This window comes from Bifidobacterium sp. LH_743 (genome assembly GCF_056355775.1).
Genome location: NZ_JBKESZ010000003.1, coordinates 1 through 18135 on the forward strand (window position 1 = coordinate 1; position 18135 = coordinate 18135).

Annotated in this window: 17 protein-coding genes; 11 read left to right on the plus strand and 6 right to left on the minus strand. The window is 58.8% G+C overall.

The genetic code is table 11. The features are described from left to right. Positions 1 to 401: transposase (locus AC1ATL_RS04935; RefSeq protein ID WP_476568965.1), on the minus strand; the 401-nt coding region annotated here is incomplete at its 3' end. A 79-nt stretch (positions 402 to 480) separates the two neighbouring features. Between AC1ATL_RS04935 and AC1ATL_RS04940 the strand changes: the two genes are divergently transcribed. The 6 genes from AC1ATL_RS04940 (at position 481) to AC1ATL_RS04965 (ending at position 5647) form a co-directional block, all read left to right on the plus strand. Then, a complete protein-coding gene (locus tag AC1ATL_RS04940) occupies positions 481 to 1332 on the plus strand; it encodes a lanthionine synthetase LanC family protein (RefSeq protein WP_476568967.1) in 852 nt (283 codons plus the stop codon). Positions 1333 to 1389: 57 nt separating this feature from the next. Next, positions 1390 to 2244 carry a transporter substrate-binding domain-containing protein gene (locus AC1ATL_RS04945; protein ID WP_476568968.1) on the plus strand — a complete coding sequence of 285 codons (855 nt, stop codon included), beginning with the start codon at positions 1390 to 1392 and terminating at the stop codon, positions 2242 to 2244. Beyond that, positions 2244 to 2942, plus strand: coding sequence for an amino acid ABC transporter permease (locus AC1ATL_RS04950; protein ID WP_476568970.1), 699 nt, complete (start codon positions 2244 to 2246; stop codon positions 2940 to 2942). The genes AC1ATL_RS04945 and AC1ATL_RS04950 overlap by 1 nt, the downstream gene beginning before the upstream one ends. Next, positions 2939 to 3655: an ABC transporter permease subunit gene (locus tag AC1ATL_RS04955; protein WP_476568972.1), complete on the plus strand. Its 717-nt coding sequence runs from the start codon at positions 2939 to 2941 to the stop codon at positions 3653 to 3655. The genes AC1ATL_RS04950 and AC1ATL_RS04955 overlap by 4 nt, the downstream gene beginning before the upstream one ends. A gap of 9 nt (positions 3656 to 3664) precedes the next feature. Further along, on the plus strand, positions 3665 to 4420 hold the full coding sequence (locus AC1ATL_RS04960; RefSeq protein ID WP_476568974.1) for an amino acid ABC transporter ATP-binding protein: 756 nt from the start codon (positions 3665 to 3667) through the stop codon (positions 4418 to 4420). A 273-nt stretch (positions 4421 to 4693) separates the two neighbouring features. Beyond that, complete coding sequence (locus tag AC1ATL_RS04965; RefSeq protein ID WP_476568976.1) at positions 4694 to 5647, plus strand: SPFH domain-containing protein; 954 nt, start codon at positions 4694 to 4696, stop codon at positions 5645 to 5647. 193 nt (positions 5648 to 5840) lie between these two features. On the opposite strand, the gene AC1ATL_RS04970 is transcribed toward AC1ATL_RS04965, so the two are convergent. Next, a complete protein-coding gene (locus AC1ATL_RS04970) occupies positions 5841 to 6272 on the minus strand; it encodes a transposase (protein WP_476569337.1) in 432 nt (143 codons plus the stop codon). 163 nt (positions 6273 to 6435) lie between these two features. Continuing rightward, a complete protein-coding gene (locus AC1ATL_RS04975; protein WP_476568978.1) occupies positions 6436 to 8340 on the minus strand; it encodes a 1-deoxy-D-xylulose-5-phosphate synthase in 1905 nt (634 codons plus the stop codon). A 175-nt stretch (positions 8341 to 8515) separates the two neighbouring features. Between AC1ATL_RS04975 and AC1ATL_RS04980 the strand changes: the two genes are divergently transcribed. From AC1ATL_RS04980 to AC1ATL_RS05000, 5 genes are all read left to right on the plus strand, one after another. Then, positions 8516 to 9517, plus strand: coding sequence for a zinc-binding dehydrogenase (locus AC1ATL_RS04980; RefSeq protein ID WP_476568980.1), 1002 nt, complete (start codon positions 8516 to 8518; stop codon positions 9515 to 9517). Positions 9518 to 9569: 52 nt separating this feature from the next. Beyond that, a complete protein-coding gene (gene purE, locus AC1ATL_RS04985; protein ID WP_003808571.1) occupies positions 9570 to 10067 on the plus strand; it encodes a 5-(carboxyamino)imidazole ribonucleotide mutase in 498 nt (165 codons plus the stop codon). Then, on the plus strand, positions 10051 to 11226 hold the full coding sequence (purK, locus tag AC1ATL_RS04990) for a 5-(carboxyamino)imidazole ribonucleotide synthase (RefSeq protein WP_476568982.1): 1176 nt from the start codon (positions 10051 to 10053) through the stop codon (positions 11224 to 11226). Before purE ends, purK begins: the two co-directional genes overlap by 17 nt. Positions 11227 to 11237: 11 nt before the next feature. Continuing rightward, complete coding sequence (locus tag AC1ATL_RS04995) at positions 11238 to 11636, plus strand: Fur family transcriptional regulator (protein ID WP_476568984.1); 399 nt, start codon at positions 11238 to 11240, stop codon at positions 11634 to 11636. A 147-nt stretch (positions 11637 to 11783) separates the two neighbouring features. Then, entirely contained in the window at positions 11784 to 13856 is a 2073-nt protein-coding gene (locus AC1ATL_RS05000) for an LTA synthase family protein (RefSeq protein ID WP_476568986.1), read from the plus strand. A gap of 219 nt (positions 13857 to 14075) precedes the next feature. Here AC1ATL_RS05000 and purD read toward each other — a convergent pair whose 3' ends face one another. The 3 genes from purD to purF all read right to left on the minus strand — a co-directional run bounded on the left by purD (position 14076) and on the right by purF (position 17997). Further along, positions 14076 to 15338 carry a phosphoribosylamine--glycine ligase gene (gene purD, locus AC1ATL_RS05005; RefSeq protein WP_476568988.1) on the minus strand — a complete coding sequence of 421 codons (1263 nt, stop codon included), beginning with the start codon at positions 15336 to 15338 and terminating at the stop codon, positions 14076 to 14078. Between the two features lie 90 nt (positions 15339 to 15428). Next, positions 15429 to 16463, minus strand: a complete 1035-nt coding sequence (gene purM / locus AC1ATL_RS05010; protein ID WP_476568990.1) for a phosphoribosylformylglycinamidine cyclo-ligase — start codon at positions 16461 to 16463, stop codon at positions 15429 to 15431. A gap of 19 nt (positions 16464 to 16482) precedes the next feature. Next, the gene (gene purF / locus AC1ATL_RS05015) at positions 16483 to 17997 is read right to left on the minus strand and encodes an amidophosphoribosyltransferase (RefSeq protein ID WP_476568992.1); all 1515 of its coding nucleotides are present in this window, start codon (positions 17995 to 17997) and stop codon (positions 16483 to 16485) included. Between the last annotated feature and the right edge of the window lie 138 nt (positions 17998 to 18135).

An 18135-nucleotide genomic window follows, 5' to 3' on the forward strand; every position in this document is an offset into this window, starting at 1 on the left:
CGTCCGGACGCGACCGCGACCACCGCCTTCCGCTTCAGTTCCTCGGGCACCGGCCCGTGCCTCAGCTTGCGTTGGCCGGGCGCGAGCTCGTCGATCCACGCCATGAGCAGCTCCTTGCTTTTCGGATAGCCGAGCATCCGCATGGTGCGGCTGAGCCGTCTGCCGTATTCGAGGTAGTGGTCCACCGCGGCCCGCTTCTGCTTGTCGCTGTAGCGCCTGTAGCGTTCGCCGCGCCTGGAGGGGACGCCGGTGCGCTCCTCCTCGAGCCGGTCTTTGTGCCACATCCACAGCGAGCCCCTGCTGGGATAGCCGAGCTCGCGGATCACGTCGGCGGCGCAGCGTTCGTATTTGATGTACAGGTCCACGGCCCTGTCTCGCTGCTCCCTGCTGTACTTCGCCATAAGGGGGTTCTCCTCCCGGTCAGGGAGTCCAAGAAAACGTCACCACCTCACATCTGTTTTGTTGGACTCGGGAGTGGTGTTGTTCCTTCTTGATGCACAGGATGTTCTGCACGATCCCCGATTGGAAGAGACCATACTGAAAGCTGGCAAACGGATTCTGCGCACGGCTGATGAGACGCCGGATGGAGGCGTTCGCTTTGACATCTTCAAAGGTATCGAGGATTTCATCGAGCCTGGTTTCGAACTCGGGTCGGCGGGCGTCGGCTATCTGCTGGTCAAGCTGTATGAACACACGCACGACGACACGTATCTGAACGGTGCGAAGAAGGTCGACAAGCATCTGGACACCTTGCTCGTGAAGCAGGAGAGGGGAGCATTGCTGCCTTATCGGTTCAATCGAGAAACCGGTCAGCCGTTGGTCGAAGAGAACCAGATCGTCTATTATCTGGGGAATTGCCATGGTCCCGCGGGAACTTCGAAGTTCTATTATGAACTCGCCCAGGCTACCGGAGACAAGACCTATCTTGGGAAGATCACCGAGCTTGTCGATGGATTGGAATCCTTGGGAGCTCCGGATCGGCAGACCAATGGTCTATGGAATTCCGTGAACCTATGCTGCGGGCATGCCGGATTGATTCATTTCTTTATTGGATTGTATGCGGCTGACGGTGATGATCGTTGGCTTGATCTTGCGCGTCGGAGTGCGGCGGTGGTGCTTGGGCAGGAGGAGATTCTACCCAACGGTTCATCCGATTGGCCTCTGGCCTTCACCCGCATTGAACCGGATGTGTATTCAAGACCGATTGGATACTACACAGGCTCCGCGGGCATCGCAGCTTCCCTTCTCGAACTTTATACGCTTGAAACCGGTGAATACCACTGGCTTCGTTTGGCGGACGATCCTTTCCCGGAACGGCAGACGAAAAATTAATTGCCGGTTCTTCTTTCGTTCTATTTTGAAAATCAAGCTTTAAGGGGATTCCACACCATGAGGAAAAACATCAAGTATGTCGCATCGCTGCTTTCGGCCGTGTTGATTTTGCCGTTGACGGCGGCATGCGGCCATGTGGGCCAGGATGCTGAGGCTTCGGGGAATAACGATTCCGATGCTAAAACCATTGTGATCGGCGAGAACACCAAGACGAACAAGCCCGCAAACTATATCAACGAAGACGGCGACATCGACGGGTATGAGGCGCAGGTCCTCCGTAAGGTGGACGATCTGCTGCCGCAATACAAGTTCGAATACAAATCGCTTGACTGGCCGAATCTTCTTGTTTCCCTCGACACCGGGAAAATCGATGTTGCGGCAAGTACGCTGCAGCTGAACAAGGAGCGCAAAGCCAAGTATGAATATACGAGGCAGGGAGTGGGCAGCTACGTGGCACGTCTGGCTGTGCCGGAGAGCGACAATACGGTTCATAAGATCTCTGATCTTGCCGGCAAGACGGTGTATGCGTGGAATGGCGAGGCCACGGCGGACATACTGGAGCAGTACAACAAGGCGAATCCGAACAAGCAGATCAATCTTAAATATGGGGATTGGACCATCGAGCAGGCGCATGCGGCAGTCTCGAGCGGCGAAGCCGCGGCTGTGCCGTATACGGAAACCGGCATTGCGTCCGATAATAAGCAATACAAGACCAAGTTCAAGCCGGTGGGTGAGGTTTTGGACCAGCAGAATACTCAGTTCCTGCTTGGGAAACAGGACACGCAGCTGCGCAAGGACATCGATGGGGCCATCGCTAAGCTGCGTAAGAATGGGACGTTGAAGAAGCTGTCGGAAAAGTATTATGGCGGTGATTTCTCGGAGCCGGTCAAACCTAAGAGGTTGAGCTTCTGATGGGAGACTACTTCTCGTTTTCGCGGATGGTCAGCGCATTCCCGAAGATATTGGATTATCTTCCGGACACACTGATGATGGTGGGATATGCGCTGGCCATCGGCATCATCCTGGGACTTGTTATCGCCTATGTCCGCGTATTCCGAATTCCAGTGCTCAACCAGATTTTCGCGGTTTATATCTCCTTTGTCCGAGGGACGCCGGAGATCGTACAGCTGTTCATCGTCTATTACGGACTGCCGATTTTGGTGAAGGCTTGTTCCAACATCGATCTGGATTCAGTGGATGCGTTCTACTTCGCTGTAATCGCGTTGGGGCTTAACCAGTCGGCCTTCCTCGCGGAATTGTTCCGCGGGGCTTTGGAATCCATTCCGTCGGGACAGTACGAGGCGGGATACGCATCCGGATTGACCTGGTGGCAAACGTTCAGGCGCGTCATCGTACCGCAAGCTGTACGGTTGGTCATTCCAGGCTTGGGCGTAATGACTGTTGGTCTGTTCCAAACGACCGTACTCGCCTCCGCCATGGGCGTTATGGATGTGTTGGGTCGGGCCATTGCCCTGGGGAATGCGACGTCCCATAGCATCGAACCCTATGCGGATGCGGCAATCATCTTCATTGTCGTGAGCATACTTCTGGAGTTCATCTTCCATGTCGCGGACAAAAAGCTTTCCTTCGGAAAGGAGACCGCATTATGACCAGAGCCTTCAACTGGGCGCAATTGTGGATCAGCATCTCGCGAGGAATTCAGTTCGTTCCACAGACGCTCATCCTGGCATTTGCCCCTTTTGTCTTCTCGCTCCTGCTCGGATTGCTGGTATGCCTCATCAGGATTTGGAAAGTGCCGGTGATCGCTCCGCTGCTGAAGGCGATTGTGACAATCATGAAAGGCGTGCCGGTCTATCTTCTGCTGGTCACGGCCAGTCTGCTGGTCACACTGTATTTCAACGGTATCGCGGAAAAGCTGGGATGGACTGTTCGCGCCCGGAACATCAATGGAATCACGTTGGGAGTAATAGTGATTTCCATCGCCTCCATACCTATGATGTCCGAAGCTCTGCGCGGTGCGGCGTTGTCGGTTCCCCAAAGCCAATATGAGGCAGGTTATGCCGCTGGATTAAGCCGCTGGCAGATCACCCGAAGAGTCGTCATTCCCCAGATGATTCCGGAAGCGGTCCCTCTGCTTACCAATAACCTGGTATCGATGGTGAAAGCATCGGCATTGTGCTCGCTTATAGGCGTTCCCGAAGTGCTGAGCGCCTCCATCAGGGCTGCAAACCAACGATACGATCTGCTGGAGGGGTATATCGCCGCCGCTCTGGTGTATTGGGGACTTTGCTTCCTCATCGAAAAGGCGATGCGCCGTATTGAACTTTATACCGGCCGTTTCAAATCAATTCAGGCAAGCTGAGGTGGAAATATGATTGAAATCAGTCACGTGCGTAAAAACTTCGGAAAACTGGAAGTGCTCAAAGACGTAAGCCTGTCCTTGGAAAAAGGGGATGTCGTCTCCATATTGGGGCCAAGCGGCTCCGGAAAAACCACTTTCCTCCGGTCTTTGAATTTTCTGGAGAAGGCCGATGGTGGTACCTTGCGGATAGGCGGCGAAACCTATGATCTGCACAATGCCACGAAAAAGCAGATTCGGGATGTGCGGCTGAAAACCGCATTCGTGTTCCAGCACTACAATCTGTTCAACAACATGACGGCGCTACGCAATGTCATGGAACCGTTGGTCACCGCACGCAAGGTGCCGAAGGAGCAGGCGAGAAGAATAGCGGAGGATGCTCTGGCCAAAGTCGGTCTTGCCGATCGTCTCGATTATTATCCGTCCCAGCTTTCGGGAGGGCAGCAGCAACGTGTGAGCATTGCCAGGGCCATAGCGGTCAATCCCGAGGTCATTCTTTTCGATGAGCCGACGTCGGCACTGGATCCGGAGCTGATTGAGGAAGTGCTGTCGGTCATGCGTCAATTGGCGGATAACGGCACCACCATGATTGTCGTGACTCATGAAATGCGTTTTGCCCGCAATGTCGCCAATAAAGTCGTCTTTATGGAAAACGGCGTGATCGTGGAAGAGGGAACTCCTGAGCAGATTTTCGAACATGCTCAGCAGGAACGTACGAAACAGTTCCTGAATCGGGTCGATCTATCCTCCCAGATTCTATCTGCGTGATGGCTCTCATAATAAGGGGCGAGTCCGCTTGGTTGAATATGGGATTGGCGCTGCTGTTCATTGATGAAGGGAACGAGCAGCGCCAATCCCGTTTCGGCTCGTGAGATGCATGTTGTCCAGCTCCCGGACGCTCCCTGCCCGGCTCCCGGACAAAATATGCGGAAAAGTGCGATGCGTTGGTAAATTTTTACTTGGGTCCGGCAATGGTTGCAGAACCTACGAAAGGCCGTATGCGAAGCCTTTGAAGAGAAAACAAAGAAAGGGAGTAATGTCATGCCGTTCCTTGTAGCGCTCCTTGTCATTGCACTGATCATCGCGTTCCTGTTCCTGTCCACGTTGTTCATCGTGCCGCAGCAGCAGGCCTACATCATCGAACGATTCGGCAAATTCAACAAAGTCCAGTTCGCGGGCATCCACATCCGCATTCCGTTCGTGGACCGCATCGCAATGAAGACCAACATGCGCGTCAACCAGCTCAATGTGCAGCTGGAGACCAAGACGCTCGACAACGTGTTCGTCACCGTCGTGGCTTCCACCCAGTTCCGCGTGAACCCGGAGAACGTGGCCACCGCCTACTATGAGCTGCGCGATCCGGCCGGTCAGCTGCGTTCCTATATGGAGGACGCGCTGCGTTCCGCCATTCCGGCGCTGAGCCTTGATGACGCCTTCGCCCGCAAGGACGATGTGGCCTTCGATGTGCAGAAGACCGTCGGCAATGAGATGTCCCGTTTCGGCTTCACCGTGGTCAAGACCCTGATCACCGCCATCGATCCAAGCCCGCAGGTCAAGAACGCCATGGATTCCATCAACGCCGCCCAGCGCGAGAAGGAAGCCACCCGCCAGCGCGCCGAGGCCCAGCGTATCCAGATTGAGACCCAGGCTGCCGCGGAAGCCGAGAAGACCCGTCTGCAGGGCGAGGGCCAGGCTAATTACCGTCGTGAGATTGCCAGCGGCATCGTCGACCAGATCAAGAGCCTGCAGGCCGTCGGCATGAACATCGGCGACGTGAACAACGTGGTGCTGTTCAACCAGTATCTCGACGTGCTGCGCTCGCTGAGCGAATCCGACAACGCCAAGACCGTGGTGCTGCCCGCATCCACTCCCGGCGGATATCAGGACATGTACAACCAGATCACCCAGGCCATGATGACGGCCAACGAGACCGCAGAACGGAGCACGTACGCGCCGAAACCGTCCCATGCGACCCCATCGGTGCCGCGGATCTGAAGAATGTTGATCGAATGACGTCTTCGGCCGCATGCGCCGATTGTGGGGCATGCGGCCGAAGACGAACGAATCCCTCCTTCCATCGGGGAGCCGCGTGAATGTGACGGAGAATGCGGAAACGATGGAAAGAGGGATCGCGTATGGGTGCGTCGCCGTACCACGACGCACATCTGTTATGGGGGCGACGTGGCTGCTATTCCAAGCCGACGAGCGCCCCGCGGATCGGCATGGTCGGGCGTTCCGCCTCATGCTGTTCCGTTGATTGGATCTGCCTCTGCAGATCCATGACCTTCTTCTCCAACCATGCGATGGTCATGGATTGGGAGATGACGAGCAGGTCGCGTTGATCGGCCGCGGCTTCATTGGCGAACGACTGCGCCTCCAGCATGATCTGCGGATCGGCCTTCCAGCGTGCGATGGCGCGTTCGATGCGCTTGCTGCCCACGATTTTCGGATTGAGTCCCGCACTGGCGAAGATGCTGGTCGGTCCGTTGCCCCGCAGATACTGCGCCATGCAACGCACCTGGAAATCCCGGGAATAGGTGATGCGGTCCATCGACGCCCGCTCCACCGCGGGCAGGGTGTTGAGGTAGTAGACCTCCGCTTGTGTGAAACGACGTTTCATGATGTTCCCCCTCATGGTATGGAACCGTTCGGCTTCGTTTTCGATTCGTTGCGATGCCTTCATTGTATTTTCGTCGTTTTGCGGTTCACTGCCATTTGGCACGAAACAAGGGATTCTGGCATGAAACGAACGGCACGTTCCGTACCGGCGTCCATGCCTCCGCTCAGCGCGAGAGCGTCCGACGGATGCGGTCGACCACCGCATCCGCGGTCAACCCGTACCGTTCGTCAAGCTCGTCTAACGGCACACGATCGGTGAATTCCTTTGTTGCGCCGAAATTCAGCACATGAACGTCGGCCGCCTTCGGATTGGCAGAATTCGCATAATAGGCGGTCACTTTCTCACCCCAGCCACCTTCCAGCTGGCCATCCTCCAAAGTGACCACCACACGATGGCCGTCGGCGAGCACATCCAGCAACTCGCCATCCATCGTGGAATACTGCAACGCGTCGATGAGCGTCGCGTCGATGCCATCGTCATCCGTCAGCCTGCCGGCCACTTCGGCGGCCAGCGGCATTGTGTTGCCCAAGCCCATAACCGCCACTTCACGTCCCGGACGTACGATCTGGTACCGCATGAAGGGGCAATCGCCTGCAATGTCGACGGCCGTCTCATGCGCGTCGGCCCGTTCGGACGGGTCGAACGCCATATCGGCGGAACGCTCCATGGCGAGTATCTGTTCGCCGGGCATTCTGATGGCCACCACGCCATGGTCGGACGGGCCGGTGGCCCATGCCAGCATGTCCAGCATCTGCTCTCCGCCGGTCGGCGCCAGACAGGTCACACCGGGCGTATTGGCGAACATCGTCATATCGAACGTGCCGGAATGCGTGTTGTCCGCGCCGGAAATGCCGGCTCCGAAAATCAGCAGCGTCGCCGGAACATGGTTGAGCGAAAGCTCCTGCTGCAGCTGGTCGTAAATGCGCTGGAAGAACGTGGCGGAAGTGGCCAGAACCGGTCGCCCGCCGGCCTTCGCGATACCCGCCGCGAAGGCGGCCGCATGCTCCTCGGTGATGCCGGTGTCCACATAATGAGCGCCCGCGCGCTCGCGAAAATCGCGGGTGATGCCATTCGAACCAGGCGTGGCGGGGGATACGACCACCAGTCCAGGCTCTTGCGCAAAACGCGGTTCAAGGGAGGCCATGGCCATCTGGCCATAGTATTTGCGTGCGTCGAGCGGTTTGCCCAGAGCGCTGTCCGGATCCTGCCAATGGTTCGCCTCGCACTGGCCGGCATGAGGCTGCGGATTCGTCTGATTGCAGCCGTCCGAGCCATTCTCCGTTGCGGCTCCGTCGTCGAAGCCCAATCCCTTGGTGGTGTGGATGTGCAGCACGACGGGATGATCGATGTCCTTCAAATCCTCAAGCGCGTCGACGAGCGCATCCACGTCGTTGCCCTGCTCCACATACCGGTAGTCCAGGCCGAAAGCCTTGAACAGGTTCAGTTCCGCGGTGCCATTCGAAGCCCGCAGACGCGCGAGATTGCCGTACATGCCGCCGAAATCCTCGGCGATCGACATTTCGTTGTCGTTGACGACGATGATGAGGTTTCCGCCCTGCTCGGCCGCGTTGTTCAGCCCTTCGAATGCGATGGCCGAGCTCAGCGAACCGTCGCCGATGATGGCGACCACATTGCCGATGGGGCTCGTCCCCGTCGCAGCCCGCTGCATGTCACGGGTCTTGGCGAGACCACAGGCGAGGGAGATGGACGTGCCGGTATGTCCCAGGACGAAGGAGTCATGCTCGCTTTCCTCGGGATTGGTGAAACCGGTCACCTCGCCGAAACGCGATTCATCCAAATACGCTTCGGCACGGCCGGTAAGCATCTTGTGCACATAGCTTTGATGGGAGACGTCGAAGATGAAACGGTCGCGCGGCGAATTGAATACGCGATGCAACGCCACGGTGAGCTCCACCACGCCAAGATTGGAGCCGATGTGGCCGCCATGCCTCCTGCCGTATTCCAGCAGCGTGGAGCGAATCTCCGCACATAGGTCGCGCAGTCGCTGCGGGGGAAGAGCATGCACATCCGCCGGAGTATGAATCGAACCCAGTATGCCAGCGGTCATTATGCGCAACTGTCCTTCCCTGAACCTTTATCTTCTTACCGCGGAAAATCGTATCCCACCGTATGCCCTTGCGGGGTGTTTGCGGGCAAATGACCGCAAAGTCTACCCAACTACGGCACAATGGGAGAAGTCATCCGACATCGTGAATCGCTGAAAACCGCAAAGGAGCGCAATCATGAAAGCCGTATACGCAGCAGGGACCGATTATGCTGATCCGTTGTCGAAACTCAGGGTGGGGGAGCTTGAGGAGCCCCAAAGCAAGCCGTTCTGGAGCAATATACGCGTTGCCTCGGCGAGTGTGAACCATCACGACATCTGGAGTCTGCAGGGCGTGGGACTCGCCGCCGACCAGACGCCGATGATCCTCGGCACCGACGCCGCTGGTGTGCTCGAAGAGGACATTCCTGTTCGCAAAGGGCTGAAAGCCGGCTCCGAAGTGGTGCTCTACACCTTCGTCGGCACCGATGGCGCGGGCGTCATGCCGGGGGAGCGCCGCACGATCCTGTCCGAAAAATACGCGGGCACCATGGCCGAGATCACCCAGGTGCCCAGCGCCAACGTGTTCGCCAAACCGGCCAACCTGAGTCTCGACGAGGCGGCGACGCTCGGCACCAGCTGGCTCACCGCCTACTCGCTCCTGTTCACATCCGCCAACGTGAAGCCGGGCGACACGGTGCTCATCCAAGGCGCCGGCGGCGGCGTGTCCACCGCGGCCATCCAGCTTGCCCACGCCGCTGGATTGGAAGTGTTCGTCACCTCCCGAAGCGAAAGAAAACGCGACCTTGTCGTCTCCATCGGAGCCGACGCGGCCTTCGAAACCGGTGCGAGGCTGCCCCGCAAGGTCGACGCAGTCATCGAATCCGTTGGCGCGGCCACGTGGAGCCATTCCGTCAAATCCGTGCGTCCCGGCGGCACCATCGCCATCTGCGGAGCGACCACGGGAGACCAGCCCGGAGCCGAACTGACCCGCATATTCTTCCAGGACATCCGAGTGCAGGGCAACACCATGGGCTCCCGCGAGGATTTCGCACGACTGCTCAGATTCGTGGAACACGCGGACCTGCATCCCGTCATCGACTCCGCATACGCGCTCGCCGACGCTCCGAAGGCGTTCAGGAGAGTGGCCGAAGGGGACGTTTTCGGAAAGGTCGTGCTGCACATCGAGCCAAGTAAGTAAAGTAAGCGGTGTTCTGGAACACGTTGTCTACGTATATCTTCGGAGGTTCTTGATGGCAGATAACAAGCCTGAAGTTGCGGTGATCATGGGATCGGCGAGCGATTGGGAGACCATGAAGCACGCATGCGAGATGCTCGACCAGTTCGAGGTGCCATACATGAAGCAGGTGATCTCCGCGCACCGCACGCCGGAACTGATGGGCGAGTTCGCGCACAACGCCCGCGCCAACGGTCTGAAGGTCATCATCGCCGGCGCAGGTGGCGCGGCCCACCTGCCGGGCATGGTGGCGGCGCAGACCACACTGCCGGTCATCGGCGTGCCGGTGCGTTCCCACGCCCTGTCCGGCTGGGATTCGCTGCTGTCCATCGTGCAGATGCCGGGCGGCATTCCGGTGGCCACCACCGCTGTGGGCAACTCGGGAGCGACCAACGCCGGCCTGCTCGCGGTGAGCATCCTGAGCACTACCGACGAGCGTCTGGCCAAGGCGCTGCAGGATTATCGTGACTCCCTGAAGGAAAAGGTGGCTGAATCCAATGCCCAGCTTGTCTGAGGAAACCAACGGCCGTATCGAACGTCTGATGCCCGGAGCCACCATCGGCATCATCGGCGGTGGCCAGTTGGGCCGCATGATGGCCCTGTCGGCCCGCTACATGGGATTCCGCATCGGCGTGCTCGACCCCACTCCCGACTGTCCGACCGCGCAGGTGGCGGATTTCCAGGTGACCGCCGAATACGACGACATCACCGCAATCCGCGAATTGGCTGAGAAATCCGATGTGCTCACCTACGAATTCGAGAACGTGGACGCGGACGCCATCGACCAGGTACGTTCCCTCGCGGCGGCCCCGCAGGGCACCGATCTGCTGCGCGTCACCCAGGACCGCGTCAACGAGAAGCAATTCATCAACGATCATGGCACGCCCACTGCACCATGGAAGGCGGTCAACAGCGTCGAAGAGCTTGACGCTGCCCTCGACGAGATCCATTACCCGGCGGTGCTCAAAACCCGTTCCGGCGGCTATGACGGCCACGGTCAGACCGTGCTCAGGTCCGACGCCGATCTGGAGAAGGTGCGCGCCCGTGCCGACCGTGGTGGCGGCTTCCCACCGAGCATTCTGGAAGGATTCGTCGATTTCGCGTTCGAGGCGAGCATCCTCGTCGCTGGCAACGGCAAGGACTATGTGACCTTCCCGATTGTGCGCAACGAGCATCGCAACAACATCCTGCACATGACCATCGCGCCGGCGGAAGTGGATGAGACCGTCGCCAAGGAGGCGCACGAACTGGCGTTGCGGTTGGCCAAGGGCTTCGAGCTGTCCGGCATTCTGGCCATCGAACTGTTCATCACCAAGGACAACAAGGTGATTGTCAACGAATTGGCTCCGCGACCGCATAATTCCGGCCATTACACCATCGAGGCATGCTCGTTTGACCAGTTCGATGCGCATATCCGGGGCATTGCCGGCTGGCCGCTCGAACAGCCGCAGTTGCTCAAGCCCGCTGTCATGGTCAACGTGCTCGGACAGCATGTCGCGCCGACGCGCGCTCTCATCGCCGACCATCCCGAATGGAACGTGCACGATTATTGCAAGGCCGAAGTGCGCCATGACCGCAAGATGGGCCACATCACCGTGCTGACCGACGACACTGCCCGAACCGTGGCCGACCTTGAAGCCACCGGTTGCTGGGATGACTTGAAGAAAGCCTGACATCGCAAGCAATGAGTGAACATATCGTGCGGCAGACCCGACAGAAGGACGCCATCCGCGACGCGCTGAACGGCTGTGACGAATTCATCTCCGCACAGGAGCTGCACCGCAAGTTGGAGGACCGTGGCGAGCATATCGGCCTCGCCACGGTGTACCGGCAGCTCAACGCCTTGGCCGAGGCGGGCCGCGCCGACACGGTCCGCCTCGATGGCCAGCAGCTATTCCGCCTGTGCGGTGACGATGGGCACCACCATCACCTCGTCTGCACCGGTTGCGGCAAGACCGTGGAGATCGAATCGCCTTCGGAAAGCTGGCTGAAAGGCATTTCCGACAAATACGGCTTCACCATTGAACGGCATACGCTGGAAGTGTTCGGATTGTGCGCGGATTGCCGGAAAACGGACAAGTGACGGTCGCATGCCGTATTCCGCGGATGATTCTCATCACTGTCGGCACAACGCAATCGTATAAATCGTAAAGAAAATCAGGCCGGCGTTGTCTTTTCCAGACGCATATATGACAATAGGGCATTGCAAACAAGCTAAGTGGGGTTATGCGTGACCAAAGCAACAACGAGAAACGAGCCGATTGAGGAGCTCAGCATCGCTACCGTGGATCCGGCGGCCAGAAAGACGGGCAAGGAATTCCCGGGCTGGCTTTACGGCGTGCTGTTCGTCCTGTTCGACGCGGTGGGCGTCGCCGCATTGCAGATCGGCGTCAGCGAGTCCGCAACGCGAGTCCAGTTGTCGAACAACATGTGGCTCACCGGTTGGGGATTCGTCGGCAAGATGTTCACCAGCGCCAATTTCGTGGCGGTATTGAACCTCATCCTATGGGGTGTCCTGTATATCATTCTGCTGATGCTCACCAACCGTTTCTGGGTGGCCACGCCGGTTTTTCTGGCGGTGACGTTCATCGTCGCCGTGATTGAGCATTTCAAGGTCTCGATACGATACGAGGCGATTCTGCCGAGCGATTTGAACTTTCTGAAGGCCGACGCCGGCAATCTGATGAGTTTCATGCCCGCGGGCGCGCAATGGACCATTCTGATCGCGGTGGCGGCGTTCGCTGCGTTCGTGGCGCTGTTCGTTTTCCTGAACCGTCTCGACGCGCGCCATGGCAGACTGTTCCGCGGCTCCGACAAGCAATCCCGTTCCGTGAATGCAATCGCAAGACTGCTGCTGATCCTGCTTCCCGGCCTGTTCTTCACGCTGTATTCGATGCAGGTGAGCACCGTCGGTTCATGGGCCAAGGGCTTCGCCACCGTCATGGGGGACAAGCCCTCCATGTGGGATTCCGTGTATGACGCCCAGCGCAACGGGCCGCTGGTGGCGTTCACACGTCAGCTCAATCCGAAAGTCATGGTCAAGCCGGACAACTATTCCGAAGAGACCATGAAACAGGTGGCGGCCCGCTATGAGAAGGCCGCGAAGAAGATTAACGCGAAACGTTCTACGAACATGACCGACAGCACCGTCATCTACGTGCTGTCCGAATCCTTCTCCGACCCGTCCCGCGTGCCGGGACTCAAAGTCAACAAGGATTCCATGCCGAACATCCGCAAGATCAAGCAGAACACCACGTCCGGCTTGATGCTGTCTTCCGGATACGGCGGCGGCACCGCCAATCTGGAATACATGGGATTGTCCGGCCTGAGCATGGCGAATTTCGATTCCTCCCTGACCAGCCCGTACCAGCAGCTGGTGCCGAGCGAGCATTGGACGCCGACCATCAACCAGATGTGGGGCGCGTCCAAGAACTCCATCGGACTGCACCCGTACGAGTCGTCCATGTACTCGCGCGCCACCAACTACAAGAAATTCGGCTTCTCGCACTTCTACACGCTGACCGGACCGGACGTCATCTCGCATCAGGACAAGATCGACGATTCGCCGTACGTCTCCGACGAGGCCACCTACCAAAGCACGCTGGAGGAAGTCAGGAAAACCAAATCCAATCAGTTCCTGCAGGTCATCACCATGCAGAACCACATGCCCTACCATGACTGGTACAAGCACAACGACTTCAAAGCCTCCTCCACCACGGGAAAGCCTTTGAAGGACGACGAGAAGGAATCCATCGAAACCTATCAGAAGGGCGCGTCCCTGACGGATGAGGCGACCGCCGGATTCCTCAGCGAACTCGACAAGCTCGACAAACCGGTCACCGTGGTCTTCTACGGCGACCATCTGCCCGGCATCTACTCCTCGGCGTCCGCGGACGACGACAATTCGCTGGCCCTGCATCAGACGGACTACTTCATCTGGTCCAACAAGGTCTCCGGCACGCAAGGCAACAAGATCGACAACGCCGAATACTCGTCGCCGAACTTCTTCGTGGCTCAGGCGGCCGAGCATATGGACGCCAAAGTCTCCCCGTATCTGGCATTCCTCACCGAAATGCATTCCAAGATCTCCGCCATGGAGCCGCCGGTCGTGAACAACATCCAAGGCTGGGACCGCATTCCGGAAGGCCAGAACATCTATCTGAACTCCAAGGGCGAACCCATGGCCGAAGGTGATTTCGACACCGAAACCAAGCAACTGCTGGCCGATTACCGACTTATCCAATACGACATCACCACGGGGAAAAATTACTTGAAAAACACCTCGTTCATGACCCTGCCGTAATGAGGACGGCGCGCCTTCCGCACGGCACGACACTCGACGTACCTTTGTACGCCTTCGTGTCGTGCCGCGTGGAATTCGCGCGCGTCCTCGTTACGGCAGGGGTATGGGGTGTCTTTTCGCAGCAGGCACACCACACGCAATAAAAGGCAGGGGCTTGCTCCATCGATATGGAACAAGCCCCTGCCTATTGTGTCCGTCAGCTGTGATGATGAGCCGTCATCATGCATTCAAAGCCTTGAAGCCGATGTCGTGACGGTAGAACATTCCCTTCGTATCGAGCTTGTCGATGATGCCGTAGACCTTGTCCTGCGCGGTTTTGATGTCGGCCGCGGAGGTCTCCACGAAAAGCACGCGGCCGGAATTCGCCACCAGACCATGCTCGTCGCGGGCCACGCCGGCATAGTAGACGTGGGAATCGTCATCGACCTTGATTTCGGGAATTGCGGCGCCCTTGACCACATTGGTCGGATAGCCGTCGGATGCGAGCACCACGCCGAGGGTGGCGTTGTCCTCATCCCAAGTGAATTCCGGGGTCTCATCGTTCAGAATGGCGTTGATGCCGGCGCCGAGGTCGGAAGTGAGCTTCGGCAGCACCACCTCGGTCTCCGGGTCGCCGAAACGCGCGTTGAATTCGATGACCTTCGGGCCGTCCGCGGTGGCGATGAGACCGGCATACAGGATGCCGGTGAACGGCGTGCCCTCGTCGGCCATGGCCTGCACCGTCGGCTTCACGATGGTCTCGATGGCGGTGTCGATGACGTCCTGACCAATCTGGGGGACGGGGCTGTAGGCGCCCATGCCGCCAGTGTTCGGGCCCTTGTCGCCATCGTAGGCGCACTTGTGGTCCTGGGAAATCGGCATCGGCCAGAAATCGGTGCCGTTCACGAAGCTCATCAGGGAGAATTCCTGTCCCTCAAGGAAATCCTCGATGACCACTTTCGCACCCGCGTTGCCGAAGCGGTGATCCACGAAAATGTCTTCAAGGGCCTCGATGGCGGTCTTCTCGTCCATCGCCACGGTCACGCCCTTGCCTGCGGCCAGTCCGTCGGCCTTGATGACGATCGGCGCGCCATGCTCACGCACATAGGCGGTGGAACGTTCCAAATCGTCGAACGTCTGGTATTTCGCGGTCGGGATGCCGTGACGCTCCATGAGCTGCTTGGCGAAGTCCTTGGAACCCTCGATCTGCGCGGCGGCCTTGTTCGGGCCGAAAGCCTTGATGCCGGCGGCAGCGAAATCGTCGACGATGCCTTCGATGAGCGGCACCTCGGGGCCGACGAACACCCAATCATATCCATTGTTCTTCACGAAATCAATGAGCGCGGCATGGTTGGACGGGTTGAGCTGTGTGGTGCGGATGCCGTCAAGCTCCATGCCTGGATTGCCCGGGGCCACGGTGACTTCGCTGACGCTGCCGCCACGCATGAGCGCGTGGGCGATGGCGTGTTCGCGTGCGCCGGAACCAATGACCAGAACCTTCATTTTTCCTCCTGTAACGTCCCTTGTGGGAAAGCCTTGAAAAGCCAAAGAAATAATCGGGGGTGGCCGTTCCGGTCACCCCCGTATGTTTGTCTATCGCAGTTCGACGTCCTCGCTGGTCTTCTTGACGATGCCGCCCAGCACGTAGCCGGCCTCACCATTGGCCTTGAGCAGTTCCATGGTCTTGTCGGCGTCCTCGGCGCTGACTGCCAGCACCATGCCGATGCCCATGTTGAAGATGTTGAACATTTCCATATGATCGATCTCTCCGGCCTTTTCCAGCACGTCGAAGATCGGCAGAACCGGCCAGGAGCCGAGGTTGATGCGCGCGGCCAGGCCGTCGGGAATCATACGTGGGATGTTCTCGATGAAGCCGCCGCCGGTGATGTGCGCGACACCCTTGACTACGCCGGCCTTGAACAGCGGGGACAGCGTCTTGACATAGATCTTGGTGGGGGTGAGCAGCACATCGCCGAGCTTCTTGCCGCCGAGCTCATCCAGCTGGGTGTCGACGGTGTAGCCGGCCTGCTCGAACAGGGCCTTGCGCACCAAGGAGAAGCCATTGGAATGCACGCCGGTGGAGGGAAGGCCGATCAGCACATCGCCGTCGACGATCGAGGAGCCGTCGACGATGGCGGACTTTTCGGCCACGCCCACGGCGAAACCGGCCAAATCGTACTCGTCCTCGTCGTACATGCCCGGCATCTCGGCGGTCTCGCCGCCGATCAGGCCGCAATCGGCCTGCACGCAGCCGTCCGCCACGCCGGACACGACCTGCTCCAGCAGCGCCGGATCGTTCTTACCACAGGCGATGTAATCCAGGAAGAACAGCGGTTCCGCGCCCTGGGCCGCGATGTCGTTGACGCACATGGCCACGCAGTCGATGCCGATGGTGTTGTGCTTGCCTGCCATCTTGGCGACGACCAGCTTGGTGCCCACGCCATCGGTGCCGGAAATCAGCACCGGCTCCTTGTAACCCAGGGAGGCGAGGTCGAACAGGCCGCCGAAACCGCCGATGCCGCCGACCACGCCCGGACGGTTGGTGCGCGCTACATGCGACTTGATGCGCTTGACGACTTCGTAACCGGCTTCGACGCTTACGCCGGCTTCTTCATATGCTTTTGGCATATCAAACCTTTCTTGGGTCTCAGTGTTCTTCTTGGGATGAAGTGGTGGTGTATTCGTTACCTTCGTACTTGCTCTTGTACAGGGCAAATTCAGGCAGCCGGACGCGATCCTCCGGAGTCAGCGACTTCAGGAAGTCGGCTTCGTAATCATCCAGAGCGGTCGGGTAATCGCCGTTGAAATAAGCTACGCACAGGCCGCCATACGGCGCGTCCGCTCCCAGGCCGATGGATTCGACCAAACCGTCGAGCGACAGGAACGCCAGTGAATCGGCCCCGATGTAGTCGCGGATCTCGTCGACGGACATCTTGGCCGCGATGAGTTCCTTGGTGGTGGAGATGTCAATGCCGTAGAAGCACGGGTACTTCAGCGGCGGGGAGCTGATGCGCATATGGACTTCGGCCGCTCCGGCCTCCTTGAGCATCTGCACGATGCGCTTCGAGGTGGTGCCACGCACGATGGAATCGTCGATGACGACCACACGCTTGCCCTTGACCACGCCGCGCACGGCGGACAGCTTCATGCGCACGCCCTGCTCGCGTAGCTCCTGCGTCGGCTGGATGAAGGTGCGCGCCACGTACTGGTTCTTGATCAGACCCATTTCGTTCGGCAGACCGGCCTCTTCTGAATAACCGGATGCCGCAGACAGGGAGGAATTCGGCACGGCGATGACCATATCGGCGTCGACGGGGGATTCCTGGGCCAGACGCGCGCCCATGCGCTTGCGGGCCGAATGCACGTTCACGCCATAGATGTTGGAGTCGGGGCGTGCGAAGTAGATGAATTCCATCGAGCAGATGGCCAGCTGGGTCTGGTCGGTGTAGCGGTCGATGTGGTAGCCGCTGTCGTCCACGACCACGATCTCGCCCGGGCGGATGTCGCGCACCAGTTCGGCACCGACGGTGTCGAGCGCGCAGGTCTCGGAGGCGAGCACGTAGGCGCCGTTGGTCATCTTGCCAAGGGACAGCGGGCGGAAACCGTTCGGATCAAGTGCACCGATCATGGCATGTTCGGTCATGATCAGATAGGCGAAGCCGCCGTGCACGGTGTTGAGTGCTTCCTTGAGCTTGTCCATGAACATGGGCTTGTTGGAGCGGCGGATGAGGTGCATCAGCACTTCGGTGTCGGAATTCGAATGGAAGATCGCGCCCTCGTCTTCGAGCTTGCGGCGCAGGGAGGGGCAGTTGGTCAGATTGCCGTTGTGGCACAGGGCCATGTCGCCGTCGTGGAAGCGGAAGATGAACGGCTGGATGTTGTCGGTGCCGCCGGAACCGGCGGTGGCGTAGCGCACATGGCCGATCGCCTTGTCTCCTTTCAGGCGTTCGATTTCCCGTTCGTCGCTGAACACCTGGGTCAGTAGACCCGTTCCGCGATGACCGATGAGATGACCATTATCGTTGGAGACAATGCCGGCACCCTCCTGACCGCGATGCTGCAACGCGTGTAGACCGAAGTAGGTGAGTCGGGCGGCGTCCGAGTGGCCCCAAACGCCGAAAATACCGCATTCCTCGTGGATGTCTTCGAGTTCAGCTGACAAGCCAAAGCTCCTTCCAAAACCATGGAGACAAGGGGTTCGCTACCGTCCAACCCTACCAACGGGAGGCTACAAGCGAAGCTTCCCGGGGCGTCTCTCGTTCATGTCTCCACGAGCGGAAACAGACACATATTCGAACGG

What these genes read in the sequence shown, in the direction of transcription:
- purD (WP_476568988.1), bottom strand. Translation starts at nt 15,338, where the DNA reads ATGAAGGTTCTGGTCATTGGTTCCGGCGCACGCGAACACGCCATCGCC.
- AC1ATL_RS04950 (WP_476568970.1), top strand. Translation starts at nt 2,244, where the DNA reads ATGGGAGACTACTTCTCGTTTTCGCGGATGGTCAGCGCATTCCCGAAG.
- AC1ATL_RS04975 (WP_476568978.1), bottom strand. Translation starts at nt 8,340, where the DNA reads ATGACCGCTGGCATACTGGGTTCGATTCATACTCCGGCGGATGTGCAT.
- purK (WP_476568982.1), top strand. Translation starts at nt 10,051, where the DNA reads ATGCCCAGCTTGTCTGAGGAAACCAACGGCCGTATCGAACGTCTGATG.
- AC1ATL_RS04980 (WP_476568980.1), top strand. Translation starts at nt 8,516, where the DNA reads ATGAAAGCCGTATACGCAGCAGGGACCGATTATGCTGATCCGTTGTCG.
- AC1ATL_RS04945 (WP_476568968.1), top strand. Translation starts at nt 1,390, where the DNA reads ATGAGGAAAAACATCAAGTATGTCGCATCGCTGCTTTCGGCCGTGTTG.
- AC1ATL_RS04970 (WP_476569337.1), bottom strand. Translation starts at nt 6,272, where the DNA reads ATGAAACGTCGTTTCACACAAGCGGAGGTCTACTACCTCAACACCCTG.
- purM (WP_476568990.1), bottom strand. Translation starts at nt 16,463, where the DNA reads ATGCCAAAAGCATATGAAGAAGCCGGCGTAAGCGTCGAAGCCGGTTAC.
- AC1ATL_RS04955 (WP_476568972.1), top strand. Translation starts at nt 2,939, where the DNA reads ATGACCAGAGCCTTCAACTGGGCGCAATTGTGGATCAGCATCTCGCGA.
- purE (WP_003808571.1), top strand. Translation starts at nt 9,570, where the DNA reads ATGGCAGATAACAAGCCTGAAGTTGCGGTGATCATGGGATCGGCGAGC.
- AC1ATL_RS04995 (WP_476568984.1), top strand. Translation starts at nt 11,238, where the DNA reads ATGAGTGAACATATCGTGCGGCAGACCCGACAGAAGGACGCCATCCGC.
- AC1ATL_RS04960 (WP_476568974.1), top strand. Translation starts at nt 3,665, where the DNA reads ATGATTGAAATCAGTCACGTGCGTAAAAACTTCGGAAAACTGGAAGTG.
- AC1ATL_RS04965 (WP_476568976.1), top strand. Translation starts at nt 4,694, where the DNA reads ATGCCGTTCCTTGTAGCGCTCCTTGTCATTGCACTGATCATCGCGTTC.